Annotated in this window: 23 protein-coding genes; 15 read left to right on the forward strand and 8 right to left on the reverse strand. The window is 63.2% G+C overall.

Annotated features, from left to right (window positions below):
• On the reverse strand, nt 1–489 hold a 489-nt coding region (locus ACFPN5_RS00005; protein WP_379778723.1), incomplete at its 3' end, for a p-hydroxycinnamoyl CoA hydratase/lyase.
• Between the two features lie 91 nt (nt 490–580).
• On the opposite strand from ACFPN5_RS00005, the gene ACFPN5_RS00010 reads away from it, so the two are divergent.
• Both ACFPN5_RS00010 and ACFPN5_RS00015 read left to right on the forward strand, forming a co-directional pair.
• Nucleotides 581–1,060 carry a MarR family winged helix-turn-helix transcriptional regulator gene (locus tag ACFPN5_RS00010; RefSeq protein WP_379778726.1) on the forward strand — a complete coding sequence of 160 codons (480 nt, stop codon included), beginning with the start codon at nt 581–583 and terminating at the stop codon, nt 1,058–1,060.
• 305 nt (nt 1,061–1,365) lie between these two features.
• The gene (locus tag ACFPN5_RS00015; protein ID WP_379778729.1) at nt 1,366–2,268 is read left to right on the forward strand and encodes a DUF4365 domain-containing protein; all 903 of its coding nucleotides are present in this window, start codon (nt 1,366–1,368) and stop codon (nt 2,266–2,268) included.
• Between the two features lie 209 nt (nt 2,269–2,477).
• On the opposite strand, the gene ACFPN5_RS00020 is transcribed toward ACFPN5_RS00015, so the two are convergent.
• Nucleotides 2,478–3,662, reverse strand: coding sequence for an ABC transporter substrate-binding protein (locus ACFPN5_RS00020; RefSeq protein WP_379778732.1), 1,185 nt, complete (start codon nt 3,660–3,662; stop codon nt 2,478–2,480).
• A 195-nt stretch (nt 3,663–3,857) separates the two neighbouring features.
• Between ACFPN5_RS00020 and ACFPN5_RS00025 the strand changes: the two genes are divergently transcribed.
• On the forward strand, nt 3,858–4,946 hold the full coding sequence (locus ACFPN5_RS00025) for a porin (protein WP_379778735.1): 1,089 nt from the start codon (nt 3,858–3,860) through the stop codon (nt 4,944–4,946).
• Here ACFPN5_RS00025 and ACFPN5_RS00030 read toward each other — a convergent pair.
• The gene (locus tag ACFPN5_RS00030; RefSeq protein ID WP_379778738.1) at nt 4,943–5,797 is read right to left on the reverse strand and encodes an IclR family transcriptional regulator domain-containing protein; all 855 of its coding nucleotides are present in this window, start codon (nt 5,795–5,797) and stop codon (nt 4,943–4,945) included. The two genes, ACFPN5_RS00025 and ACFPN5_RS00030, sit on opposite strands and share 4 nt — an antisense overlap.
• A 202-nt stretch (nt 5,798–5,999) precedes the next feature.
• On the opposite strand from ACFPN5_RS00030, the gene ACFPN5_RS00035 reads away from it, so the two are divergent.
• From ACFPN5_RS00035 to ACFPN5_RS00070, 8 genes are all read left to right on the forward strand, one after another.
• On the forward strand, nt 6,000–6,665 hold the full coding sequence (locus ACFPN5_RS00035; RefSeq protein ID WP_379778741.1) for a 3-oxoacid CoA-transferase subunit A: 666 nt from the start codon (nt 6,000–6,002) through the stop codon (nt 6,663–6,665).
• Nucleotides 6,662–7,312, forward strand: coding sequence for a CoA transferase subunit B (locus ACFPN5_RS00040; protein ID WP_379778744.1), 651 nt, complete (start codon nt 6,662–6,664; stop codon nt 7,310–7,312). The genes ACFPN5_RS00035 and ACFPN5_RS00040 overlap by 4 nt, the downstream gene beginning before the upstream one ends.
• Before the next feature lie 15 nt (nt 7,313–7,327).
• Nucleotides 7,328–8,530, forward strand: coding sequence for a 3-oxoadipyl-CoA thiolase (gene pcaF / locus ACFPN5_RS00045; protein WP_379778747.1), 1,203 nt, complete (start codon nt 7,328–7,330; stop codon nt 8,528–8,530).
• 86 nt (nt 8,531–8,616) lie between these two features.
• Nucleotides 8,617–9,483 (forward strand): branched-chain amino acid ABC transporter permease, encoded by an 867-nt coding sequence (locus ACFPN5_RS00050; protein WP_379778750.1) that lies wholly within the window; start codon nt 8,617–8,619, stop codon nt 9,481–9,483.
• A 92-nt stretch (nt 9,484–9,575) separates the two neighbouring features.
• On the forward strand, nt 9,576–10,553 hold the full coding sequence (locus tag ACFPN5_RS00055) for a branched-chain amino acid ABC transporter permease (RefSeq protein ID WP_379778784.1): 978 nt from the start codon (nt 9,576–9,578) through the stop codon (nt 10,551–10,553).
• A complete protein-coding gene (locus ACFPN5_RS00060) occupies nt 10,550–11,305 on the forward strand; it encodes an ABC transporter ATP-binding protein (protein ID WP_379778753.1) in 756 nt (251 codons plus the stop codon). The genes ACFPN5_RS00055 and ACFPN5_RS00060 overlap by 4 nt, the downstream gene beginning before the upstream one ends.
• Complete coding sequence (locus ACFPN5_RS00065; RefSeq protein ID WP_379778756.1) at nt 11,298–11,999, forward strand: ABC transporter ATP-binding protein; 702 nt, start codon at nt 11,298–11,300, stop codon at nt 11,997–11,999. The genes ACFPN5_RS00060 and ACFPN5_RS00065 overlap by 8 nt, the downstream gene beginning before the upstream one ends.
• A 200-nt stretch (nt 12,000–12,199) precedes the next feature.
• Nucleotides 12,200–13,375, forward strand: a complete 1,176-nt coding sequence (locus tag ACFPN5_RS00070; RefSeq protein WP_379778787.1) for an ABC transporter substrate-binding protein — start codon at nt 12,200–12,202, stop codon at nt 13,373–13,375.
• A gap of 61 nt (nt 13,376–13,436) precedes the next feature.
• Here ACFPN5_RS00070 and ACFPN5_RS00075 read toward each other — a convergent pair whose 3' ends face one another.
• Complete coding sequence (locus ACFPN5_RS00075) at nt 13,437–13,940, reverse strand: MarR family winged helix-turn-helix transcriptional regulator (protein WP_379778759.1); 504 nt, start codon at nt 13,938–13,940, stop codon at nt 13,437–13,439.
• Between the two features lie 135 nt (nt 13,941–14,075).
• Between ACFPN5_RS00075 and ACFPN5_RS00080 the strand changes: the two genes are divergently transcribed.
• Together ACFPN5_RS00080 and ACFPN5_RS00085 are read left to right on the forward strand one after the other, a co-directional pair.
• On the forward strand, nt 14,076–15,119 hold the full coding sequence (locus tag ACFPN5_RS00080) for an aromatic ring-hydroxylating dioxygenase subunit alpha (protein ID WP_379778762.1): 1,044 nt from the start codon (nt 14,076–14,078) through the stop codon (nt 15,117–15,119).
• Nucleotides 15,116–16,072 (forward strand): PDR/VanB family oxidoreductase, encoded by a 957-nt coding sequence (locus tag ACFPN5_RS00085; protein ID WP_379778765.1) that lies wholly within the window; start codon nt 15,116–15,118, stop codon nt 16,070–16,072. The genes ACFPN5_RS00080 and ACFPN5_RS00085 overlap by 4 nt, the downstream gene beginning before the upstream one ends.
• Nucleotides 16,073–16,139: 67 nt before the next feature.
• Here the strand turns inward: ACFPN5_RS00085 and pcaCD are convergent, their stop codons facing one another.
• The 4 genes from pcaCD to pcaH are packed head-to-tail and all read right to left on the reverse strand — an operon-like array spanning nt 16,140 to nt 20,078.
• Complete coding sequence (gene pcaCD, locus ACFPN5_RS00090) at nt 16,140–17,402, reverse strand: bifunctional 4-carboxymuconolactone decarboxylase/3-oxoadipate enol-lactonase PcaCD (protein WP_379778768.1); 1,263 nt, start codon at nt 17,400–17,402, stop codon at nt 16,140–16,142.
• Nucleotides 17,403–17,422: 20 nt separating this feature from the next.
• The gene (locus ACFPN5_RS00095; protein WP_379778771.1) at nt 17,423–18,814 is read right to left on the reverse strand and encodes a lyase family protein; all 1,392 of its coding nucleotides are present in this window, start codon (nt 18,812–18,814) and stop codon (nt 17,423–17,425) included.
• Nucleotides 18,815–18,851: 37 nt separating this feature from the next.
• A complete protein-coding gene (locus ACFPN5_RS00100) occupies nt 18,852–19,373 on the reverse strand; it encodes a peptidase associated/transthyretin-like domain-containing protein (protein WP_379778774.1) in 522 nt (173 codons plus the stop codon).
• A gap of 12 nt (nt 19,374–19,385) precedes the next feature.
• Nucleotides 19,386–20,078 (reverse strand): protocatechuate 3,4-dioxygenase subunit beta, encoded by a 693-nt coding sequence (pcaH, locus tag ACFPN5_RS00105; protein ID WP_379778776.1) that lies wholly within the window; start codon nt 20,076–20,078, stop codon nt 19,386–19,388.
• A 143-nt stretch (nt 20,079–20,221) separates the two neighbouring features.
• Here pcaH and ACFPN5_RS00110 point away from each other — a divergent pair, with 143 nt between their 5' ends.
• Together ACFPN5_RS00110 and ACFPN5_RS00115 are read left to right on the forward strand one after the other, a co-directional pair.
• Nucleotides 20,222–20,995, forward strand: a complete 774-nt coding sequence (locus tag ACFPN5_RS00110; RefSeq protein ID WP_379778779.1) for an IclR family transcriptional regulator domain-containing protein — start codon at nt 20,222–20,224, stop codon at nt 20,993–20,995.
• A gap of 205 nt (nt 20,996–21,200) precedes the next feature.
• On the forward strand, nt 21,201–21,689 hold a 489-nt coding region (locus ACFPN5_RS00115), incomplete at its 3' end, for a p-hydroxycinnamoyl CoA hydratase/lyase (RefSeq protein ID WP_379778781.1).

Here is a 21,689-nt window from a genome sequence, read left to right on the forward strand (position 1 = left end):
ACCCATGGTGTCGGCCACGGCCTTGCTGACCAGGTTACCCGGCGGGATGCCCCAGTTCACCTCCGACAGGCCGAACACGGCGTCGTCGGCGGCAATCGCCAGGTCGCAGGCGACCAGGGGCGAGAACGCACCGCCGAAGCACCAGCCGTTGACCATCGCGATGGTGGCCTTGCTGTACATGCGCAGCAGCTTCCACTGCCACTGCGAACAGTCGCGGCGCATGCGCTCCTGCATGATCTCCGGCTTGCCGTCGGTCTCGCGGAAATACTCCTTCAGGTCCATGCCGGCGGTCCAGGCGTCGCCGGCACCGGTCAGCACGACAACCTGGGCTTCGTCGTCCAGCTCGAGCGTCTCGAGCACGTCGATCATCTCGCGGTTCAGCGTCGGGCTCATGGCATTTCGCTTGTCCGGACGGTTCAGGGTGATCCAGCCGATACCGTTCTCCACATCGACTTTGACGGTTTGCCAGCGCGCTTCGTATTTGGACATACAATGTCTCCTAGGTAGTAAGTTTTGTATCAGGCTGCCTGATATGTGTCTTATACTATTCGCACCTGATTCCGATGACAAGCACTTTTTTATGACGACTTCAAAAAAACTTTCGCCGGCCACCGCGGCCACTTTGAACTCCACTAAGCCGATGGGCCTGGCCTACCTGGTCGGGCGCCTCGACCACGTCCTGAACCAGCGCCTGCGCGACAGCCTGGCGCCCGCCGGCTTGAGCGTGCCGCAGTACACGGCGTTGTCCGTCTTCCGCGCGCACGGCTCGCTGTCGAACGCCCAGCTCGCCACGCGCACGATGATTTCGCCGCAGTCGGCCAACGAGATGGTCAAGCAGATGGAGGCGAAGGGCTGGATCGCCCGCACCCCGGATCCGGCGCATGGGCGGATCATCCAGATCAGCCTGACGGAGGCGGGGCAGGCGGTGCTAGGGGAGTGCGATGCGCGGGTGGCGGAGGTGGAGCGGGTGATGTTTCCGGAGCTGGACGAGAAGGGGCGGGTGGAGTTGCTGGGGCAGCTGAGGGGGGCGGTGAGGGCCCTGAGTGTGCAGGGGATTTGAGCTCGACAACGGCCTGCGGCAGAACCTTTCTGGAAGTAAATTCTGCTTTCCTGGTTCCTGATGGCGCCTCCGCGCCAACGTCGATACATTGTAGCTGACGTTACGCTTGAATTCTGCGCAGTAGATACCTGAACTCCATGCCCTTGCACGCGCAAGCATCTTCGCATAACTGGGCGAACGCTGTCGGCAGTCCGTATGGAAATAGGTTCGTCACTAGGCAGTACAGTTAAATCTAGAGCAGTCGCCAGCACAAAAACTCTGTAGGGTTTCAAAGCGGGCAGGCCCTTTTTTTTAAAAGAGAACTTATGTCATTTTCCCCTGTAGAACGAATCGGAGTCCATAGCGTCGCCTTACAAATTCTGAGAGAGTTTGGTTGGTCTTGCCGTGAACAGTTTGTTGATGACTGGGGAATAGACGCTCAGCTGGAAATTGTCGACGACGGGAAGTTGACAGGCCGGCTGATTGGAATGCAAATCAAATCTGGGAAAAGTTATTTCAAGGAAGAGGTGCCGGAAGGTTTTGTTTTCCGAGGAAAGTCCAGGCATTTAACTTATTGGAAGGAAAACTCTCTTCCGGTTATTTTGGTTCTGTACAATCCCCAAACTACTGTTGCTCATTGGCAGATCGTAAGGGACGATTTTGTTGAACGACTGGCGACAGGTTGGAAAATTGTTGTTCCGCGAAAAAATACACTTAGTAAGCCGTTCAAATCGAATTTGCGCGCGATAGCTTTACCTAAGCACGCCGACAGGCGGCGATACGATTATTTGGCCGGACTAATTAATGGGTTTACAGACAAGCCTGTAACGTCGAGTTCGGCAGTTCATGCGCTTTATGCATCGTTTTTCGCCGCCCAGACGGAGATCTGCATCATGGTCCCCTTTTTATCTGTTGAGCTATTAGATGCGTTGTCAGTCGCCGCACTATCTGTCCGCGTTCGTATTCTGTTCGGCAAAGTATTATGTCCGTCAATTCAACTTTCAGGATATTTGGAAAATGCCCCGCGCATGACTCTGCGGAGCCCAGGTTCCGGAATGCTGCACTCTAAAATTTATCTATTGGACAGTAAATTATGCACATTTACATCCTCCAGCCTGAACCTAAGTGTTGCGAAAGGTAACCCTGAGCTTTTTTGGGTGACTTCGGATAATACGCTTGTGCAGGAGACTAACGATTACTTTGAGGATACATGGGCCAAACTCGGTTAGTATTGTTCCTGCAACAGGAGTTAATCGGGGCGGTCAGGCTAAACGTCGAGGAATTGCAGGAGTCGTCATATAACAGATTGATTCCCTGTTGGTGCCTGTAACTACAGGATAGAGAATCTTGGGCCAAAACAGGCTGCGCATGGAAGGTAGTGCACGCGCAGCTTGATTTGCACGGACGGCGCCCGCAGGAACCAGGTTACGTAAGTGATTTACTTCCCCGGATCCTTCTGATCCCTGAACTGATCAAACTCCACGTTATACGGCTGCCCGTTCACCTTCTCCACCTTGCGCACGTACACCGTCTGTACGATGTCGCGCGTGGCCGGATCGATCATGATCGGACCGCGGGGGCTCTGGATCTTCATCCCCTTCAGCACAGCCATCGCCTTGTCGCCCTCGATCTTGCCGCCCAGCTTATTGCTGACCTGGTAGATCGCGTTCATGCCGTCGTAGGCGCCGACGGCCATGAAGTTCGGGCGTCCGCCCTGCGGGTTGGCTGAGGCGAAACTCTTCAGGAAAGCGTCATTCTCGGGCGACTTGTGCGCGGCCGAGTAGTGGAAGGTGGTGATCACGCCCAGGGTGTTGTCGCCCATCGCCGGCAGCACGTGGTCGTCGGTCAGGTCGCCGGTGGCGATGACCTTGATGCCGGCTGCGGCCAGGCCGCGCTCGCGGTAGCCCTTCATGAAGGCGATGCTTTGTTCGCCGGCGGGTACGAAGACGAACACGGCGTCCGGCTTGGCGTCCTTGATACGCTGGATGAAGGGCGCGAATTCGGGATTGCGCAGGGGGACGCGGCTTGCTTCCACGATCTTGCCGCCGTTCTTCACGAGGCGGTCGCTGAACGCCTTTTCGGCGTCGATGCCGGGGCCATAGTCGGCCACCACTGTGACCACGTTCCTGATCTTGTTCTTGACGGCCCAGTCAGCCATTGGCGCGGAGATCTGCGGCAGCGTCATCGAGAAGCGGGCGATGTAGTTGGACTTGGTGGTGATCACCGAAGTCGCCGCATTCATGATGATCATCGGCTTTTTCGACTGCTGGGCGATCGGCGCCACAGCCAGCGCTTCCGGCGTCAGGCCAAAGCCGGCCAGGAAGTCGACCTTGTCGCGCACCACGAGTTCCTGCGCCAAGCGCTTGGCCACTTCAGGCGCTGGGCCCGTCGTGTCCTTGTAGATGACCTGGATTTTCTTGCCTGCGACCGTGTTGCCATGCTGGGCCATCCAGGCCTTGATACCGCCTTGCATCTGCTTGCCGTAGTCGGCGAATGGCCCGGAAAACGGGGCGATGACGCCGACCTTGATGGTGTCCTGGGCGTGCGCCGCCGGGGTGAAGGCAAAAGTGGCGGCAGTGGCGGCAGCAAATGCGGCAGCTGCGGCAATCGTGGTGAATTTCATGTCTGTCTCCTGTGGTTGGTCTTGTCGGATGTCCCGGAGCACCCCAGCACTGGCGTGTCGTTATCACAACTGCATTAAATCTGCCACAAGCATATTGTTGACAACCTTCCGTGACAACCATAATATCCAAACAGCGTTCGATTAACAACCTCTTGTTCGGTAATCGCACACGCCATAATAAACCACGGAGACAACATGAAGAACACCATCTGCAGCGCCGTCGCGCTGATGTGCGGCATCGCCGCGTCCGCCGCAAATGCCCAGACCTCGGTCCAGATCTACGGTATCGTTGACAGCGGCTTCGCTCGCATGACGAATGTCAACAGTGCAGGCGACTCGATGACGAAGATGCCATCGCTCACCAGCTCCTTCCCGTCGCGCATTGGTTTCCGCGGCACCGAAGATCTCGGCGGCGGCCTGCAGGCGTTCTTCGTGCTCGAAAATGGCCTGGCAATGGATACCGGCACCCAGCAGCAGGGCGGACGCCTGTTTGGCCGCGCTGCGAACCTGGGGTTGAAGGGGGCGTGGGGTACCGTGACGCTGGGCCGCCAGCAGAACATGACCTATATCTCGGGCCTGAAGACCGACGTGCTGGGACCGAACCTGTTCGCGATCGGCAGCATCGACCCTTACCTGCCGAACGCGCGCAGCGACAATGCAATCGGCTACATGGGTAATTTCAGCGGCTTCGTGCTGGGGGCGACTTACAGCCTGGGGCGCGACGCATCGGCTGCCGGCGGCCCTGCCGCGACCAACTGCGGCGGCGAAGTGGCGGGCAACTCCAAGGCGTGCCGCCAGTACACTGGCCTGATCGGCTACGAGACCAAGGCCTTCGGCCTGAACGCTTCCTATGACCGCATGTATGGCAACACCGGTGCGGGCGGCGGCCTGACCAGCAGCGCCAACACCGACATCCGCACGACCGTGAACGGCTACCTGATGCTGGGCCCGACCAAGCTGGGCGGCGGTGTCATCGCGCGCGAATTGAATGCCGCTACCGGCCAGACCGAGTCGAACCTGTACTACTTCGGCGCCAGCCACCCGATCGGCCCCTTCGTCATCGACGCCCAGGTCGCGCGCCGCGACACCAAGAACTCGGAATCCGATGTGGACATGCTGGTCGCGCGCCTGACCTATGGAATGTCGAAGCGCACTTTCGTCTACACGGCAATCGGCCGCATCGATAACGATGGCGCCTCGGCGGTTGCGCTGGACGCCGGCGGCACCGTCGGTGTCGGCCTGGCGCAGACCGGCGTGATGGTTGGCTTGCGCCACCACTTCTAAGGCAACAGCACCGAGAGTTCCTGCGCGCCGCGCTGCAAGACGGGCAGGAACTCCTCCCGCATGCGCTCGACACTGACGCGGCCGGCCTGGGCGCCGACGTTGAGCGCGGCCAGCACCTGGCCCGAGGCGCCGCGCACCGGTACCGCGATCGAGCGCAGGCCCAATTCGAGCTCCTCGTCGTTGATGGCGTAGCCATCCTGGCGCACACCCATCAGGATCTCGCGCAGGCGCTTCTGGCCTGTCACGGTCTTGTCGGTCATGGGCCTGAGTTTCACGCGCGCGAAATAGTCGTTCAGTGCCTCGGGCGGCAAGTGCGCCAGCATCACCCGGCCGAGCGAGGTGCAGTAGGCCGGCAGCCGGCTGCCCGTGTTCAGGGCGACCGACATCACACGCGAGGCCGCGGAGCGCGCTACATACAGCACTTCGCCGTCTTCGAGCACGGCCAGCGAGCAGGATTCGCCGAGCTCGCGGCTGATGGCGTTCAGGTAGGGCTGGCTGGAGACGGTCAGCGGCGTCGACGACAGGTAGGAATAACCCAGGGTGAGCACCTTCGGGCGCAGCGAGAAGTTGTTCAGTTCGGCGTCCACGTAGCCGAGCTGCTGCAGCGTGTACAGGCAGCGGCGCACGGCGGCGCGCGGGATACCGGTCTTCTGGCTGATCTGGGCGATGGTCTGGGGCTTGCGCGAATCGCTGAAGGCCTGCACCACCGCCAGGCCGCGCGCGAGCGAGGTCATGAAGCTGGGATCGGTCATCGCGTCGATTTGCTCGGCGATCGTCAGTTCGCGTTCTTCCGGCCCGTCAGCGCTGTCGGCGCTGGAGGGTGCAGGTGCTTGCTTTGTCGAATTTGTCATGGCGGGATTTTAATGCAAGGGCAGGGCGCTTCGATTGGTCTTTTTTTTCTTGACCTTTCAGCCGCCGTGCTACTACACTGGGTTGGGCGGTAATCAATCATTAGTTCGATTATCGAACATTAGGTGTGTAAACTCAAGGACATCATTTCAAGTGCGCTGGACGGTTCGGGCGCACGGGAAGGTGGATCACCAAGGTGGAGACATGATCGACAAAACCTATGAATCGCTGGAGCGTGCCGTCGCCGACGTGCACGACGGCGCGACCGTCATGATCGGGGGGTTCGGCAATGCCGGCATGCCCTCCGCACTGATCGACGCGCTGATCGCGCAAGGAGCGCGCGACCTGACGATCGTCAACAACAACGCCGGCAACGGCGAAACGGGCCTGGCGGCACTCCTCAAGGCCAAGCGCGTACGCAAGATCATCTGCTCGTTCCCGCGCCAGGCCGACTCGCATCATTTCGATGCGCTCTACCGCGCCGGCGAGATCGAACTTGAACTGACCCCGCAGGGCAACCTGGCCGAACGCATCCGCGCGGCCGGCGCCGGCATTGGCGGCTTTTTCACCCCGACGGGTTATGGCACGCTGCTCGCCGAAGGCAAGGAAACGCGCCTGATCGACGGTCGCCACTACGTGCTGGAGGCGCCCATCCACGCAGACTACGCATTGATCAAGGCCCTGCGCGGCGACCGCTGGGGCAACCTCGTGTACCGCAAGACGGCGCGCAACTTCGGTCCGGTCATGGCGATGGCGGCGAAAACGACCATCGCACAGGTCGCCGAGATCGTTCCGCTCGGTGAGCTCGACCCGGAGGTCATCGTTACTCCGGGAATTTTCGTCCAGCGCGTCGTCAAGGAGGCAGCATGAACCGCTACAGTCGCGACCAGATCGCCGCCCGCGTGGCGCAGGACATCCACGAAGGGGCGTACGTCAACCTTGGTATCGGCCTGCCGACCAAGGTCGCGAACTACCTGCCGGCCGACCGCGAAGTCTTCCTGCACAGCGAGAACGGCCTGCTCGGCATGGGGCCCGCACCGGCGCCCGGCGAGGAAGACGAAGACCTGATCAACGCCGGCAAGCAGCCGGTGACCTTGCTGACCGGCGGCGCCTATTTCCACCACGCCGATTCCTTCGCCATGATGCGCGGCGGCCACCTCGATATCTGCGTGCTGGGCGCCTTCCAGGTCTCGGAAACAGGCGATCTCGCCAACTGGCACACGGGCGCACCGGATGCCATTCCCGCGGTGGGCGGTGCCATGGACCTGGCGCTCGGCGCCAAGAAGGTGTTCGTGATGATGGACCACCAGACCAAGGCAGGCGAGAGCAAGATCGTCCCCCAGTGCACGTATCCGCTGACCGGCGTCGCCTGCGTGAACCGCATCTACACCGACCTCGCCGTGCTCGACGTGACGCCGAATGGCCTGGCTGTGCGCGAGATGGCGCCTGGTCTCACTTTTGAAGAGCTGCAGGCCGCCACCAGCGCGCCGCTGTTGGCACCCCCTTTGGCACCCTGAACTGAAAGGATCACCATGAACGAAGCATATATCTGCGACGCGATCCGCACCCCGGTCGGTCGCTACGGCGGCGCCCTGAAGGACGTGCGCGCCGACGACCTTGGCGCCGTACCGCTGCGCGAACTCATGCGGCGCAATCCGGGCGTCGACTGGACCGCGGTGGACGACGTGATTTTTGGCTGCGCCAACCAGGCCGGCGAAGACAATCGTAACGTGGCGCACATGTCCTCGCTGCTTGCAGGCCTGCCGCCCGAGGTCGCCGGCACGACCGTGAACCGCCTGTGCGGCTCCGGCATGGACGCGATCGGGATTGCCGCGCGCGCCATCAAGTCCGGCGAAACGCAGCTGATGATTGCGGGCGGCGTCGAATCGATGACGCGTGCGCCTTTCGTGATGGGCAAGGCCGAATCCGCCTTCTCGCGCCAGGCAACCATTTACGACACAACGATCGGCTGGCGCTTCCCGAACAAGCAGATGAAGCACCTGTACGGCACCGATTCAATGCCGGAGACGGCTGAGAACGTCGCCGTCGACTACAAGGTGTCGCGCGAAGACCAGGACCGCTTCGCCTTGGCGAGCCAGGAGAAAACCGCACGGGCGTGGCGCGAAGGCCTGTACGCGGACGAGATCGTGCCGGTGCTGATCCCCCAGAAGAAAGGCGATCACATTGCCTTTGCACAGGACGAACACCCGCGCGAAACGAGCCTGGAGGCGCTGGCAAAACTGAAGGGCGTCGTGCATCCCGATGGCAGCGTCACCGCCGGCAACGCTTCCGGTGTCAACGATGGCGCCTGCGCGTTGCTGCTGGCAAGCGCGGAAGCGGCAGAGCAATACGGCTTGACGAAGCGTGCACGCATCGTCGGCACGGCCACCGCCGGCGTGCCGCCACGGGTGATGGGCATCGGCCCTGCGCCGGCCACTAAAAAGCTGATGAAACAGCTCGGCATGTCGCTCGACCAGATGGACATCATCGAACTGAACGAGGCATTCGCGTCGCAAGCCCTGGCCGTATTACGCGAACTCGGCATTGCAGACGACGATCCAAGGGTAAACCCGCAAGGCGGCGGCATCGCCCTGGGCCATCCGCTGGGCATGAGCGGCGCCAGACTGGTGACGACGGCCATGTACCAGCTGCACCGTACCGGTGGCCGATATGCCTTGTGCACGATGTGCATCGGCGTGGGGCAGGGCATTGCCATGGTGATCGAACGCGTCTAAAGCGGTTTTCACCTTTTTTTCAGCAACACAAAGAAGAGTAGCAGGAGACAAAGCATGAAAAAAGATACGACAGACAGGGGGCAGCCATGATCGGTAATTTCATCGGCGTGCTCTTCGACGGGATCGCCTACGGCAGCCTGTTGTTCCTGATTAGCGTCGGCCTCTCGGTGACGATGGGTTTGATGAACTTTATTAACCTGGCGCACGGCGCCTTTGCCATGGTCGGCGGCTATGTCTGCGTGACCCTGCTCAGCAAGCTCGGCCTGCCGTTCCTGGCCACGCTGCCGCTCGCCTTCCTCGCCGCGGCGGTGATTGGCCTCGTGCTCGAGCGGACACTGTACCGCCAGCTGTACAAGGCAACCCACCTCGACCAGGTGCTGTTCTCGATCGGCCTGACCTTCATGGCGGTCGCCGGCGCCACCTTCCTGTTCGGCCCGACCCAGCAACCGGTCAACCTGCCGGACTGGCTGCGCGGCCAGGTGCATGTGCTGGGCCTGGACCTCGGTTCCTACCGCCTGTTCCTGATCGCCGTCGTGGTCCTGGTCACGCTTGGGCTGTACCTGCTGATCGAGCGCACCCGCTTCGGCGCCCAGATCCGCGCCTCGGTCGACAACCAGACTGCGGCCGCCGGCCTGGGCATCAATGTCAGCCGGGTGTTCAGCCTGACCTTCGCGCTCGGCTCGGGCCTGGCCGGCCTGGGCGGCGGGCTCGGCATCGACGTCCTCGGCCTGGACCCGAGCTTCCCGGTCAAGTACATGGTGTATTTCCTGCTGGTTGTCGCCGTCGGCGGCGCCGGTTCCATCAAGGGTCCGCTGATCGCAGCCCTGATCCTCGGCGTGTTCGACGTCGCCGGCAAATACTACGTGCCGGAAGTGGGCGCCTTCGTCATCTACACGCTGATGGTCGTGCTCCTGATCCTGTTCCCATTCGGTTTAGTGCGGAGGAAAGCATGAGCGCCTTTTCCAGTTCGGCCCTGAAGGCCAAATCCGCGGGCACGCACGGTGCCGCCTCCGAGACCGTAGCGACTAGCGAGACCACAACCGCCATGACCAAGACCGCGCTGCGCCTGCCCAACGATCGCTGGAAGCCGCTGGAGTTTGCGTTCTGGCTGCTGCCGGTCGCCTCCTACTTCCTGTTCCCGGACTATCTGGTCCTGGTCAGCCAGATCATGATCGTCGGCCTGTTCGCGCTGTCGCTCGACCTGATCCTCGGCTATGCCGGCATTGTGTCGCTCGGCCACGCCGCCTTCTTCGGGCTTGGGGCCTATACCGCCGGCCTGCTGTCGGTGCATGGCTGGGGCGAGCCGGTGTCGGGCCTGTTCGCGGCGGCGCTGGTAGCCGGTGTGGTCGGCTTCATCGTCAGCTTCCTGGTGGTGCGCGGCCAGGACCTGGCGCGGCTCATGGTCACGCTGGGCATCGGCCTGATGCTGTTCGAGGCGGCGAACAAGGCGGCCTTCATCACCGGCGGCGTCGACGGGCTGTCGGGCATGGTGATGGGCAACCTGTTCGGCGTGTTCGAGTTCGACCTCTACGGCAAGACAGCCTTCTGGTACAGCCTGGGCGTGCTCTTCATCCTGTTCGTCGCAATGCGCCGGCTGGTCAATTCGCCGTTCGGCCTGTCGCTGCGCGGCATCCGCGAAGGCGGGCGGCGCATGCCGGCCATCGGCGCCAACGTAGACCGCCGCCTGGTGGCGATCTTCACGGTCAGCGCGGCCATCGCTGGCGTCGCCGGTGCGCTGCTGGCGCAGACGACCCAGTTCGTGGGCCTGGATGTGCTGGGCTTCCCGCGCTCGGCGGAACTGCTGATCATGCTCGTGTTGGGCGGTACCGGCCGCCTGTATGGCGCGCTGATCGGGGCGGCTGTGTTCATGGTGGCGCAAGACTATATCTCGGGCCTCGATCCGGCCTACTGGCAGTTCTACATTGGCCTGCTGCTGGTGCTGATCGTGCTGTTTGCACGTGGCGGCATCCTGGGCGGACTGGAAAAAATCGTGGCGCGGATCAAGCGCAAGGAGGCAGCATGAGCACGAATACCTTACGCACCGAGGCGCTGTCCAAGCAGTGGGGCGCCTTCAAGGCAAATACCGATGTGTCCCTGACCTTCGAGCCGGGTGCGCGCCACGCGCTGATCGGACCGAACGGTGCCGGCAAGACCACTTTCATCAATCTGCTGACCGGTGGCCTGCCGCCTACCAGCGGCAAGGTGTACCTGGGCGGCGAAGACATCACGAAGCTGCCGCAGCACCAGCGCGTCAAACTCGGCATGACGCGCACCTTCCAGATCAACACGCTGTTCGCCGGTATGACCGTGCTCGAATCGGTCGTGCTCGCGATCTGCGAACGGCGCGGCCTGCACACCACCTGGTGGAAGACGGTCGAGAAGCATGACGACGTGGTCGAGGAGGCGATGGAGCTGCTCGCCACGCTGAAACTGACGAAAGAAGCCAATTCCATTACCCGCAGCATGGCCTACGGCAAGCAGCGCCTGGTCGAGATCGCGCTGGCCCTCGCCACGAAGCCGACAATCCTGCTGCTGGACGAACCTGCAGCCGGCATTCCTTCGGCCGAGAGCAAGGAATTGTTCGAAGTGATTGCGGCCCTGCCGCGCGACGTGACCGTGCTCTTCATCGAGCACGATATGGGACTGGTATTTCGCTTTGCCGACCGCATCACGGTGCTGGTCGGCGGCAAGGTGCTGACCGAGGGGACGCCCGCCGAAATCGCGGCCGATCCGCGCGTGAAGGAAGTGTATCTGGGTGAGGTGGAACATGGCTGAGCTGCTGGCATTGGACAAGGTAACTGCCGGCTACGGCGAATCGATCGTGCTCGAGGATGTGTCGTTCACGATGAACGAGGGCGACAGCCTGGCCCTGCTGGGCCGCAACGGCGTCGGCAAGACCAGTCTGCTGGTAACGCTGATGGGGCTGACGCGGCTGCACAAGGGATCGATCCGCTGGGGCGGCGCCGACATCGCGCGCGTACCTACCTACAAGCGCTCGCGCTCGGGCCTGGGCTGGGTGCCGCAGGAACGCCATATGTTCCCATCGCTCACCGTTGAAGAGCACCTGACGGTGGTCGCGCGCCCGGGGCCGTGGACCCTGGCGAAAGTCTACGAAATCTTCCCGCGCCTGCACGAACGGCGCGCGAACATGGGCAATCAACTGTCGGGTGGCGAGCAGCAGATGCTGGCAATCGCCCGGGCCCTGATGACGAATCCGCGCATCCTGTTGCTCGACGAGCCGATGGAAGGGCTGGCACCGATCATCGTGCAGGAACTGGTGCGTGTGATCCGCCGGCTTGTCGCCGACGAAGGCATGTCCGTGATCGTCGTGGAGCAGCATGCCCGCCTGGCGCTGTCGCTGACCTCGCGCGCGATCGTGCTCGATCGCGGGCGCATCGTGCATGACTCGGACAGCGCGAGCTTGCTGGCCGATGGCGAGAAGCTCGACCGGCTGGTGTCGGTGGCGTAAAGCATATTTCGTCGGGTGGACGGCTCTGCCGTCCACGCGGTGATCGTTATCGCCTCCGTTTTCGCGCTCGATGATCTGGCTGCCAACTATTGACGCGTGGGGGGGGGAACCCGTCCACCCTACGGTTAGCTGTAGAGTTTTTCCAAGGCGCCCAGCTTAGGCGCCATCATAAAAACGAGGAGACACAAGTGTTGAACAACCTGAACAAAACCCGCCGCAATATCGTCCTTGGCGCCGCCGTCATTTCCGCCGGCCTCGCATCTCACCTGGCCCACGCTGCCGAGCCCCTGAAAGTCGGCCTTATCGTCCCGATGTCCGGCCCCTTCGCCTCGACCGGCCGCCAGGTCGACGCCGCCGTCAAGCTGTTCCTGCAGCAGAACGGCAATACCGTCGCCGGCCGCCAGGTCCAGGTGATCCTGAAGGACGACGGCGGTGTGTCGCCGGACGTCACCAAGCGCCTCGCACAGGAGCTGGTCGCCCGCGACAAGGTGCAGGTGCTGGCCGGCTTCGGCCTGACCCCGCTGGCCTTCGCGGCCGCCCCGGTCGCGACGCAGGCAAAGGTGCCGATGATCGTCATGAACGCTGCCACCTCGATCATCCCGCAACGCTCGCCGTACATCGTGCGCACCGGCTTTACGCTGGCGCAGGTCACCGCGCCGATGGCGCAGTGGGCGGCAAAGAACAAGATCAAGTCGGTGGTCACCTTCGTGTCCGACTACGGCCCCGGCATCGACGCCGAAAAGGTGTTCATCAAGGACTTCACCAAAGCAGGCGGCAAGATCATCGCCTCGCTGCGCGCACCGCTGCGCAACCCTGACTATTCGCCCTTCCTGGCGCGCGTGAAGGACGCGAAACCCGACGCGCTGTTCGTGTTCGTGCCCTCGGGCGAGGGCGCCGCCGTTCTCAAGCAGTTCACGGACCGTGGCCTGGCGCAAGCCGGCATCCGCCTGATTGCCACCGGCGACGTGCTGGACGACGACCTGATGCCGAGCATCGGCCCCGCCGCGCTGGGCGTGGTCAGCAGCCACCACTATTCGGCAGCCCATCCGTCGCCGGAGAACAAGGCCTTCGTTGCCGCCTTCACCAAGGCCAACCCGGGCATGCGGCCGAACTTCCACGCAGTCGGTGCTTACGACGGCATGCAGCTCTTGTGGGCAGCGCTGAAGAAGACCAATGGCAACAGCGAAGGACCGAAGCTGGTCGAGGCAATGAAAGGACAGTCATGGACCAGCGTGCGCGGCCCGGTGACGATCGACCCGGCCACGCGCGACATCGTGCAGAACGTCTACATCCGCAAGGCGGAGCAGGGTCAGGGCGGCGTGTTCAACGTCGAATTCGACAAGGTCGAAAAGTTCAAGGATCCGGGCGTGGAATAAGAGAATAGGGGCGCTGGCGGAGAGCAGTACGCCTCCGCCAGGCCACGCGCTACGAGCCCCGTTACGCCGACTCGCGCACCTCGGGCAGCGCCAGCGGCGCCCGGCTCTGCCCATTATTCTCATTGACGAGCTTGGCCAGCAATCCCATGAACAGTTCCTGTTCCTGCTCGCTGAGCGGCGCCAGCAGCCGCTGCCTCAGCCGTTGTGCCCCGGGCAGCAAATCCTTCAGCAAGCGCGTTCCCGCCGCCGTGATGGTCAGGGCCCGCTGCCGGCGGTTATGCGGAATCACCTTCCTCTCGAGCAGTCCCTTTTCCTCGAGGCGGGCGCAGACCGTGGCCCCGGTGGAGGTATCGATCGCCGCCAGTCCGCTGAGCGACACCTGGTCGATGCCGGGATGCTCGGCCAGCCGGCTCAGGATGGCGTACTGCACCGGCGTCAGTTCGCTCCCCATTTCGTCGTAAAAAATCGACACTGAAATTTGCTGCGCGCGGCGCAGCAAATGGCCAGGGTGTTGATACAAGTCGAGCATGGAACCCTGGCCTTCGGGCGCTTTTTCTGTAGGCATATTTCCCGTCATTGCATAGTGCAGTGCACCATCAAAAATAATTGAAAACTCAGTTTACTTCGTCCCGCAAACGCGTGATACTTTTCTCACATTCAGTACACTGAATATTAGACAGAGTCGACAAAGGAGACAAGGATGTTCCCTAAAAATGCGTGGTATGTGGCCTGCACCCCGGACGAAATCGAGGGCAAGCCCCTGGGCCGCCAGATCTGCGGCGAAAAGATGGTGTTCTATCGTGGTGAGAAAGGCAAAGTTGCTGCCGTCGAGGACTTCTGCCCGCACCGCGGCGCGCCGCTGTCGCTAGGTTTCGTCCGTGACGGCAATCTCGTCTGCGGCTACCACGGCCTGGAAATGGGCTGCGAGGGCAAGGCGGTCAGCATGCCGGGCCAGCGCGTGCGCGGCTTTCCCTGCATTCGCAGTTACGCGGTCGAGGAGCGCTACGGTTTCATCTGGGTCTGGCCCGGCGACAAGGCGCTTGCCGATCCTGCCACCATCCACCACCTCGAATGGGCGGAGAGTCCCGATTGGGCCTACGGCGGCGGCCTGTACCACATCAACTGCGACTACCGCCTGATGGTCGACAACCTGATGGACCTGACCCACGAAACCTATGTCCACGCCTCCAGCATCGGCCAGAAGGAGATCGACGAGGCGCCGGTCACGACGAAGGTTGAGGGCGAACAGGTAGTCACGAGCCGCTTCATGGAAAACATCATGCCGCCCCCGTTCTGGCAGGCGGCCCTGCGCGGGAACGGGCTGGCCGACAACGTGCCGGTCGACCGCTGGCAGATCTGCCGCTTCAACGCGCCCAGCCACGTGATGATCGAAGTGGGCGTCGCGCACGCGGGCAAGGGCGGCTACCACGCGCAAGCCGAGCACAAGGCGTCCTCCATCGTCGTCGATTTCATCACGCCGGAAACCGAGACCTCGCACTGGTACTTCTGGGGCATGGCGCGCAACTTCAAGCCACAGGACGCCGAGCTGACCAACACCATCCGCGAGGGCCAGGGGAAGATCTTCAGCGAAGACCGCGAGATGCTGGAACTGCAGCAGCAGAACATCCTGCGGCACCCGACACGCAAGCTCCTGATGTTGAATATCGACGCCGGCGGCGTGCAGTCGCGCCGCATCATCGACGCCTGGCTGGCGAAAGAGCAGCCACAGGAGGCCACGGCATGAATACGATCGAAGTGAGGGTGGCCAGCAAGGCAATCGAAGCAGACGGCATCTGCAGCTACGAGCTGGTGTCCACGAGCGGTGCCACCTTGCCCGGCTTCGAAGCCGGCGCGCACGTGGACGTCCACCTGCCGGGCAACCTGGTGCGCCAGTACTCGCTCTGCAACGCCCCAAGCGAAACACACCGTTACCAGATCGGGGTGCTGCGCGACGCCGACTCGCGCGGCGGCTCCGAAGCCATGCATGACCACATCGACCTTGGCTCCGTGCTGACCATCAGCGAACCGAAGAACCACTTTCCGCTGGTCGACGCGAAACGCACGCTGCTGCTTGCGGGCGGCATCGGCGTGACCCCGATCCTGGCGATGGCCGAGGCGCTGGCGGCAAAGGGCGCGGCCTTCGAGCTGCATTATTGCGCCCGCTCGCCCGAGAAGGCGGCGTTCAAGGAGCGTCTTGGCCAGGCGCACCTGCGCAGCCTGGTGCACTTTCATTACGACAGCGGCGACGCGGCGCAGAAGCTGGACCTGCCGGCAGTCCTGGGTGCGCCCGATCCGGATACCCACCTGTACGTGTGCGGTCCGCAGGGTTTTATCGAGTTCGTGCTGGGCGCCGCAAAGGCGCAGGGCTGGCCGGCGGCGCAGCTGCATGTCGAGTATTTCAGTGCGGCGGCGGTGGACACGACGGGCGACCAGCCTTTCGACGTCAAGCTCGCTTCAACCGGCAGGGTGGTGACGGTTCCTGCCGGGAAGACGGTGATCAAGGTGCTGGCGGAGGCCGGCATCGAGATCCCGTATTCGTGCGAGGAGGGCGTCTGCGGCACCTGCCTGACCCGCGTCCTGGAAGGGGTGCCGGACCACCGCGACATGTACCTGACCGAGGAAGAACAGGCAGCGAACGACCAGTTCACGCCCTGCTGTTCGCGGGCGAAGACGAAGCGGCTGGTGCTGGATTTGTAAAGCAATGGTAGGGTGGACGGCTCTGCTGTCCACGCATTCAACAAACCCTTGATCGGTCGAGACCGGTTTAAAAGGACGCCACGAACCCCACGACACTCGCGGCAAATGCCTCCGGCTGCTCCACCGCACTCAAGTGCGACGCCTCCGCCAGCACTTCAAGCCGCGCCCCTGGAATGGCGTCCGCCAGCGTCTGTGCCATCGCCACGGGCGTCCCCTGGTCCAGCTCACCCGCAATCACGAGCGTCGGCACGCCGATCCGCGCCAGCCGGTCGGTCGTATCGACCGTTCCGACTGCATTACAGCAGCCGACATACCCCACCGCGTCGGTCGAGACGAGCCGCCGCCGGAACCGGGCCACCGTCGAGGCCTTCTGCGCCCGGAATCCGTCATGGAAATACCGGCCCATCACGGCATCGGCAATCGCCTCGATTCCCTGTTCGCGCACCGTGGCGATACGCTGCTCCCACACCGCCCGCGCCGCCTCCGGATAGCCACTGGTCGTATTCGCCAACACCAATGCGCGTACCAGCGACGGATGGCGCAGCGCCAGCTCCTGCCCGACCATGCCGCCCATCGACAGGCCGACCCACACGACCGGGCCGGTGCCCAGTTCGCGCAGCAGGCGCGCCGCATCGTCGGCCAGGTCCGCCATCGTGTACATGGCATCCGGCGAATCCGAACTGCCGTGGCCACGGTGGTCGTAGGCGATCACGCGGCAATCGAGTGCCAGCATGTTGGCCAGGCTGTCCCACATGCTCAGGTCGCAGCCGAGTGCGTGGCTCAGCACGACCGTATGACGCGGTGTCTTGCCGCTGCGGGGTTCGCGCACGCTGTAATGCAGCGATGGCGTGCTGGCCGTGCGGCCTTCGCGCCCGACGCCCGGATGCGCGACCCCGGCGGGGGCAGACGGCTCGAGCGCGTAGCCGATCTGCTCGCCGACCTCGCGCAAAATCTGCAGGGTATGCGTGAACGCCGTATTCGCTGCAGGCACGCCGGCATAGATCGCCGACTGCATCAGGATTTCCTTGATCTCGTCCGGCGTGAGGCGGCTGGCTTCGTCGCCCAGCAGGGCAGCGCGGACGTGCAGCTCGAATTCTTCCCATCGCCCCAGCGCGATCGTGATCGACAGGACGATGGCGCGCCGCGTCTTGTGGTCCAGTCCTGGGCGGCCCCAGATTTCGTTCCAGGCAAATCGCGTGATCAGGTTCTGGAAATCGGCGTTGAAGCCGTTCGCGTTGTTCAGCGAACGGTCGACCCAGGCGTCGCCGAGGACGCTGCGGCGGTTCTGCAGGCCGCGTTCGAAATCATGGTCAATCGGATCGAAACTCATGCGCGTTTTACTCCGTGAATTCACTCGTGAAAAGGGTGGGTGGCGTCCAGCTCGGCCATGCGCGTGCGCAGGCCCGGCAGCTGGCGTTCCGCCAGGCGGCGGGCCGGTACCGCAGCGGCGACTGGGTCGAATAGGGCAGCAAGCGTGTCCAGGTCGACATGCGCCGCCAGTGCCGGATCGGCCTTGACGGCGTCGAGCAGCAAGGCGTGCAAGCCATGCCGGTGGTCGGCGCGCTGCGTCAATTCCTCCAGCAGTGCGTGGGCCTGCGGCCGGCCGATGGCGCCGGCGAGGTAGCTCGACGCGGCCTCTGCAAATACCAAACCGTGCAGCGCCTCGATGTTGCGCAGCATGCGCCCGGTATCGACCTTCAGCCCGGCAAAGGCGTCGTTCAGCGCGCGCAGGGCGCCGTGGGCAGAGAGGAACAGGCTCGGCCACTCGGCCAGCTCGGCCTGCCAGTTGCCCAGGCCGCGCTCGTGCTCCTGGCCCATGCAGGCCAGCAGCGCTGCCGCGTGCTGGGGAGTGCGGCGGGATGCGGCGAGCGCGATCATCGACGACACCGGATTGCGCTTGTGGGGCATCGCCGAGGAGCCGCCGCGCCCGTTACCGGACGGTTCGGCCAGCTCGGCGACTTCGCCCTGCGCCATGAGGCTCAGGTCGGTCGCGAGTTTGCCCAGGCTGCCCGTGAGCACGGCTACTTCCATGCCGAGCCTGACCCATTCGTCGCGTTGGGTATGCCAGGCGGCATCGGCGACCTTCAGGCGCAGTTCCTTACCCACGCGTTCGGCCACGGCGGCGCCGTGATCGCCCATGGTCGACAGCGTGCCGACCGCACCGCCCAGCTGCAGCTGCAGTGCGCGGGCGGCGGCAGCGCGCACCTGTCCGCGCGCGCGCACCAGGGGCGCCAGCCAGCCGGCGGCCTTGAAGCCGAGGCTTGTCACCTGGGCCGGCTGCATCAAGGTGCGCGCCAATACCGGCGTGCCGCAGTGTGCCTCGGCCAGCTCCAGCAGGTGCCCGGTCAAGTCGTGCAGCGCGTCGTCGAGCAGTTGCAAGGCTTCGCGTGTCACCAGCACCATCGCTGTGTCCACCACATCCTGGCTGGTGCTGCCCCAATGGACATGGCGCGCTGCTTGTGCGTCGTACAGGGCCACCGTCCTGGTGAGTTCCTTTACCAGCGGAATGGCGAGGCTTCCGGCCCGGCGCCCCGCATGGATAATGGCCGGGATGTCGTACAGCTGGGCGTTGCACACGGCAGCGATGGCGTGTGCCGCGCTCTGGGGAACCAGTTCCTCCGCGCCCTGCGCCCTCGCCAGCGCCGCCTCGAAGGCGAACATGGCCTGCACGACCGCCGCGTCGTCGAACGCGGCGATCATGTCTGGCGTGGTCAGGAAACTGTCGAAAATCGAAACACTCATCGGCGCTCCCGGCGATCGCGGTCAAATGGAACAGCGCTCATACATAGTCGAAAAAGGCGGTTTCCTGCTCGCCCTGCATCCGGATATCCCAGCGATACTGGCCGTCACCGGTCTTGCGGGCGAGCAGGGTGGAGCGGCGCGCTTCCGGCACCTGGGCGAGTATCGCCGATTGCGCCAACCCCGCGTCGTCCTCGAGGAAGACCGCCGTGAACTGGTGCTTCACCAGTCCGCGCGCGAACACGGTGACGTACATCACCGGCTCACCGCCGGTGCTTGTGGGCGAAAGCGAAATGCGCATGCTGAATCCGCCCCCTTCGCCGCTCGGCACCCGGCGAAAACCCGGGATTATCTGCTCAGACTCGGCGGCCGCTGCCTGTGGCGTCCATGCCTCGATCTGGGCGTCGTTGATCGGGTTGCCGTCGCCATCGAAGATGCTGCCGCTGACGAGGATCGTTGGGCCGGTCGCTTTCACGCTGTCGGGCGTACAGGAATCGACTGCCCACTGCCAGGCTTCGTGCGAGAACGGACCGACGGTCTGGGAGGTAGTGATCTTGCTCATGATGTTGTCTCCTTACAGGCCCATCGGTGTGGCGTTGCGTCCGCGCAGGACGATATCGAACTCGTAGCCGAGCATCTCCGCGCCCACGGTGTGCTCGAGGCTGAAGCGTGAAACCAGGCGCTGGCGCGCGCCTTCGTCGGGCACGCTCTGGAAAATTGGGTCGTAGTCGAACAGGGGATCGCTCGGGAAATACATCTGGGTCACCAGGCGCTGTGCATAGACATTGCCAAACAGCGAAAAGTGGATGTGCGCCGGACGCCATGCCTTGTCGTGGTTGCCCCACGGATAAGGGCCGGGCTTGATTGTCACAAAACGGTAGCGGCCCTCGTCATCGGTCAGCATCTTGCCGACCCCAAAAAAATTCGGGTCGAGCGGGGCGGCATGCTGGTCCTTCTTGTGCCAGTAGCGACCGGCCGAGTTGGCCTGCCATACCTCGACGAGCGAGTTGCGGACGGGCTTGCCGTCTTCGTCAAACACGCGCCCGGTCACGACGATCTTTTCGCCGAGCGGCTCGCCGTCGCCATGGACAGTCAGGTCGGCATCGTTTGGCAGCAGGATGCGAGGTGCAGCGGTGATGTTTTCCGTCACAGGCAAGGGTGCCTGGATACGCAGCATCGGCTGCGATGGGCCGCGTTTGACGGTCGATTTATAGGCTGGGTAGATGAGCTCGGGGTAGATGCCCGGCTCGACGATATCGAATTTCACAGCATTGTCTCCTTCGATTAATTGTGGGTACAGGAACATCGTAAGGAAACGTGGGAATGGCCACAATACTCCACATGATCGAGCTAACCGCTATGCGCACAATATGTGCGATACTCGCACAAATTAACCGATCATTTCGATTCATGGACAACGAAGCAGGACAGCCGCTGGCACGCGACCTTGTCGCCGGCCTCGATAAGGGCCTGAAAGTCATTGAAGCTTTTGATCAGGAGCGCTCACGACTGACCATTGCCGAGGTTGCACAAGCGACGGGCTTGACGCGCGCTGCGGCGCGGCGTTACCTGATCACGCTGACGCACCTGGGCTATATGCGCCACGAGAACAAGCTGTTCTCGCTGACCCCGGCGGTACTGCGGCTCGGGCAGTCTTACCTGCATTCCGCCAGGCTGCCGCGCATCGTTCAGCCCCTGCTGTACCGCTTGGCTTACTCGCTCGGCGAAGCGGCATCGGTTGGGGTACTGGATCACGACCAGCTCGTTTGCGTAGCGGCCGTCAGCGCAGGGCAGCTGGTCTCCGCCACCCTGCAGCCAGGCACGCGCGTGCCTGCCTATTGCACGGCAAACGGACGGATGCTGCTGGGGAGCCTGCCCCAGGCGGAGGTGGACCGCTTCCTCGAACGGGCATCCCCCGAGCCGATCACCCAGCATACGATCGTGAACAAGGAGCGCCTCGCGCTCGAGATCGCACGCGGCCGTGCGCAAGGGTATGTGCTGGTCGACCAGGAACTGGAGCTGGGCCTGCGCACCATTGCTGTTCCCCTCAGGAGTTTTCGTGGCGACGTCGTGGCGGCGATGAACGTCAGCGTCCATGCGGCGCGCCTCCCCGTCGAGCAAATGGTAGAGCGCTGCCTGCCTGCGATGATCAAGATACAGGTAGAAATCGGCGCGCTGCTGTAAGCCGTGGCGGACCGTCCGGATCGCGCCAATGCCAGCCGGATCGATTCGGAATCGATCCGTGCCCTGCGCTGGGTCACGCCTTTTGCGTCCAGCGACTTCCCTATTTTTCGGCGGCATGTGCATTTTCCCTTGCCAGCGCAGGCCGGAGTGGCTAGTATAAGTCTTATATCAGGCTACCTGACATAACCGCCACTGGGAGACATGCATGTCCAAATACGAAGCGCGCTGGCAAACCGTCAAAGTCGATGTGGAGAACGGTATCGGCTGGATCACCCTGAACCGCCCGGAGAAGCGGAATGCCATGAGCCCGACGCTGAACCGCGAGATGATCGACGTGCTCGAGACGCTCGAGCTGGACGACGAAGCCCAGGTCGTCGTGCTGACCGGTGCCGGCGACGCCTGGACCGCCGGCATGGACCTGAAGGAGTATTTCCGCGAGACCGACGGCAAGCCGGAAATCATGCAGGAGCGCATGCGCCGCGACTGTTCGCAGTGGCAGTGGAAGCTGCTGCGCATGTACAGCAAGGCCACCATCGCGATGGTCAACGGCTGGTGCTTCGGCGGTGCGTTCTCGCCCCTGGTCGCCTGCGACCTGGCGATCGCCGCCGACGACGCCGTGTTCGGCCTGTCGGAAGTGAACTGGGGCATCCCGCCGGGTAACCTGGTCAGCAAGGCCGTGGCCGACACCATGGGT

Origin of the sequence: Massilia niabensis (genome assembly GCF_042655085.1) — a bacterium.
Classification (GTDB): domain Bacteria; phylum Pseudomonadota; class Gammaproteobacteria; order Burkholderiales; family Burkholderiaceae_D; genus Telluria; species Telluria niabensis.

Excerpts from the sequence above, each read along its gene's own strand:
- ACFPN5_RS00010 (WP_379778726.1), top strand. The coding sequence starts at position 581 with ATGACGACTTCAAAAAAACTTTCGCCGGCCACCGCGGCCACTTTGAAC.
- ACFPN5_RS00015 (WP_379778729.1), top strand. The coding sequence starts at position 1,366 with ATGTCATTTTCCCCTGTAGAACGAATCGGAGTCCATAGCGTCGCCTTA.
- ACFPN5_RS00020 (WP_379778732.1), bottom strand. The coding sequence starts at position 3,662 with ATGAAATTCACCACGATTGCCGCAGCTGCCGCATTTGCTGCCGCCACT.
- ACFPN5_RS00025 (WP_379778735.1), top strand. The coding sequence starts at position 3,858 with ATGAAGAACACCATCTGCAGCGCCGTCGCGCTGATGTGCGGCATCGCC.
- ACFPN5_RS00030 (WP_379778738.1), bottom strand. The coding sequence starts at position 5,797 with ATGACAAATTCGACAAAGCAAGCACCTGCACCCTCCAGCGCCGACAGC.
- ACFPN5_RS00035 (WP_379778741.1), top strand. The coding sequence starts at position 6,000 with ATGATCGACAAAACCTATGAATCGCTGGAGCGTGCCGTCGCCGACGTG.
- ACFPN5_RS00040 (WP_379778744.1), top strand. The coding sequence starts at position 6,662 with ATGAACCGCTACAGTCGCGACCAGATCGCCGCCCGCGTGGCGCAGGAC.
- pcaF (WP_379778747.1), top strand. The coding sequence starts at position 7,328 with ATGAACGAAGCATATATCTGCGACGCGATCCGCACCCCGGTCGGTCGC.
- ACFPN5_RS00050 (WP_379778750.1), top strand. The coding sequence starts at position 8,617 with ATGATCGGTAATTTCATCGGCGTGCTCTTCGACGGGATCGCCTACGGC.
- ACFPN5_RS00055 (WP_379778784.1), top strand. The coding sequence starts at position 9,576 with ATGACCAAGACCGCGCTGCGCCTGCCCAACGATCGCTGGAAGCCGCTG.
- ACFPN5_RS00060 (WP_379778753.1), top strand. The coding sequence starts at position 10,550 with ATGAGCACGAATACCTTACGCACCGAGGCGCTGTCCAAGCAGTGGGGC.
- ACFPN5_RS00065 (WP_379778756.1), top strand. The coding sequence starts at position 11,298 with ATGGCTGAGCTGCTGGCATTGGACAAGGTAACTGCCGGCTACGGCGAA.
- ACFPN5_RS00075 (WP_379778759.1), bottom strand. The coding sequence starts at position 13,940 with ATGCCTACAGAAAAAGCGCCCGAAGGCCAGGGTTCCATGCTCGACTTG.
- ACFPN5_RS00080 (WP_379778762.1), top strand. The coding sequence starts at position 14,076 with ATGTTCCCTAAAAATGCGTGGTATGTGGCCTGCACCCCGGACGAAATC.
- ACFPN5_RS00085 (WP_379778765.1), top strand. The coding sequence starts at position 15,116 with ATGAATACGATCGAAGTGAGGGTGGCCAGCAAGGCAATCGAAGCAGAC.
- pcaCD (WP_379778768.1), bottom strand. The coding sequence starts at position 17,402 with ATGAGTTTCGATCCGATTGACCATGATTTCGAACGCGGCCTGCAGAAC.
- ACFPN5_RS00095 (WP_379778771.1), bottom strand. The coding sequence starts at position 18,814 with ATGAGTGTTTCGATTTTCGACAGTTTCCTGACCACGCCAGACATGATC.
- ACFPN5_RS00100 (WP_379778774.1), bottom strand. The coding sequence starts at position 19,373 with ATGAGCAAGATCACTACCTCCCAGACCGTCGGTCCGTTCTCGCACGAA.
- ACFPN5_RS00110 (WP_379778779.1), top strand. The coding sequence starts at position 20,222 with ATGGACAACGAAGCAGGACAGCCGCTGGCACGCGACCTTGTCGCCGGC.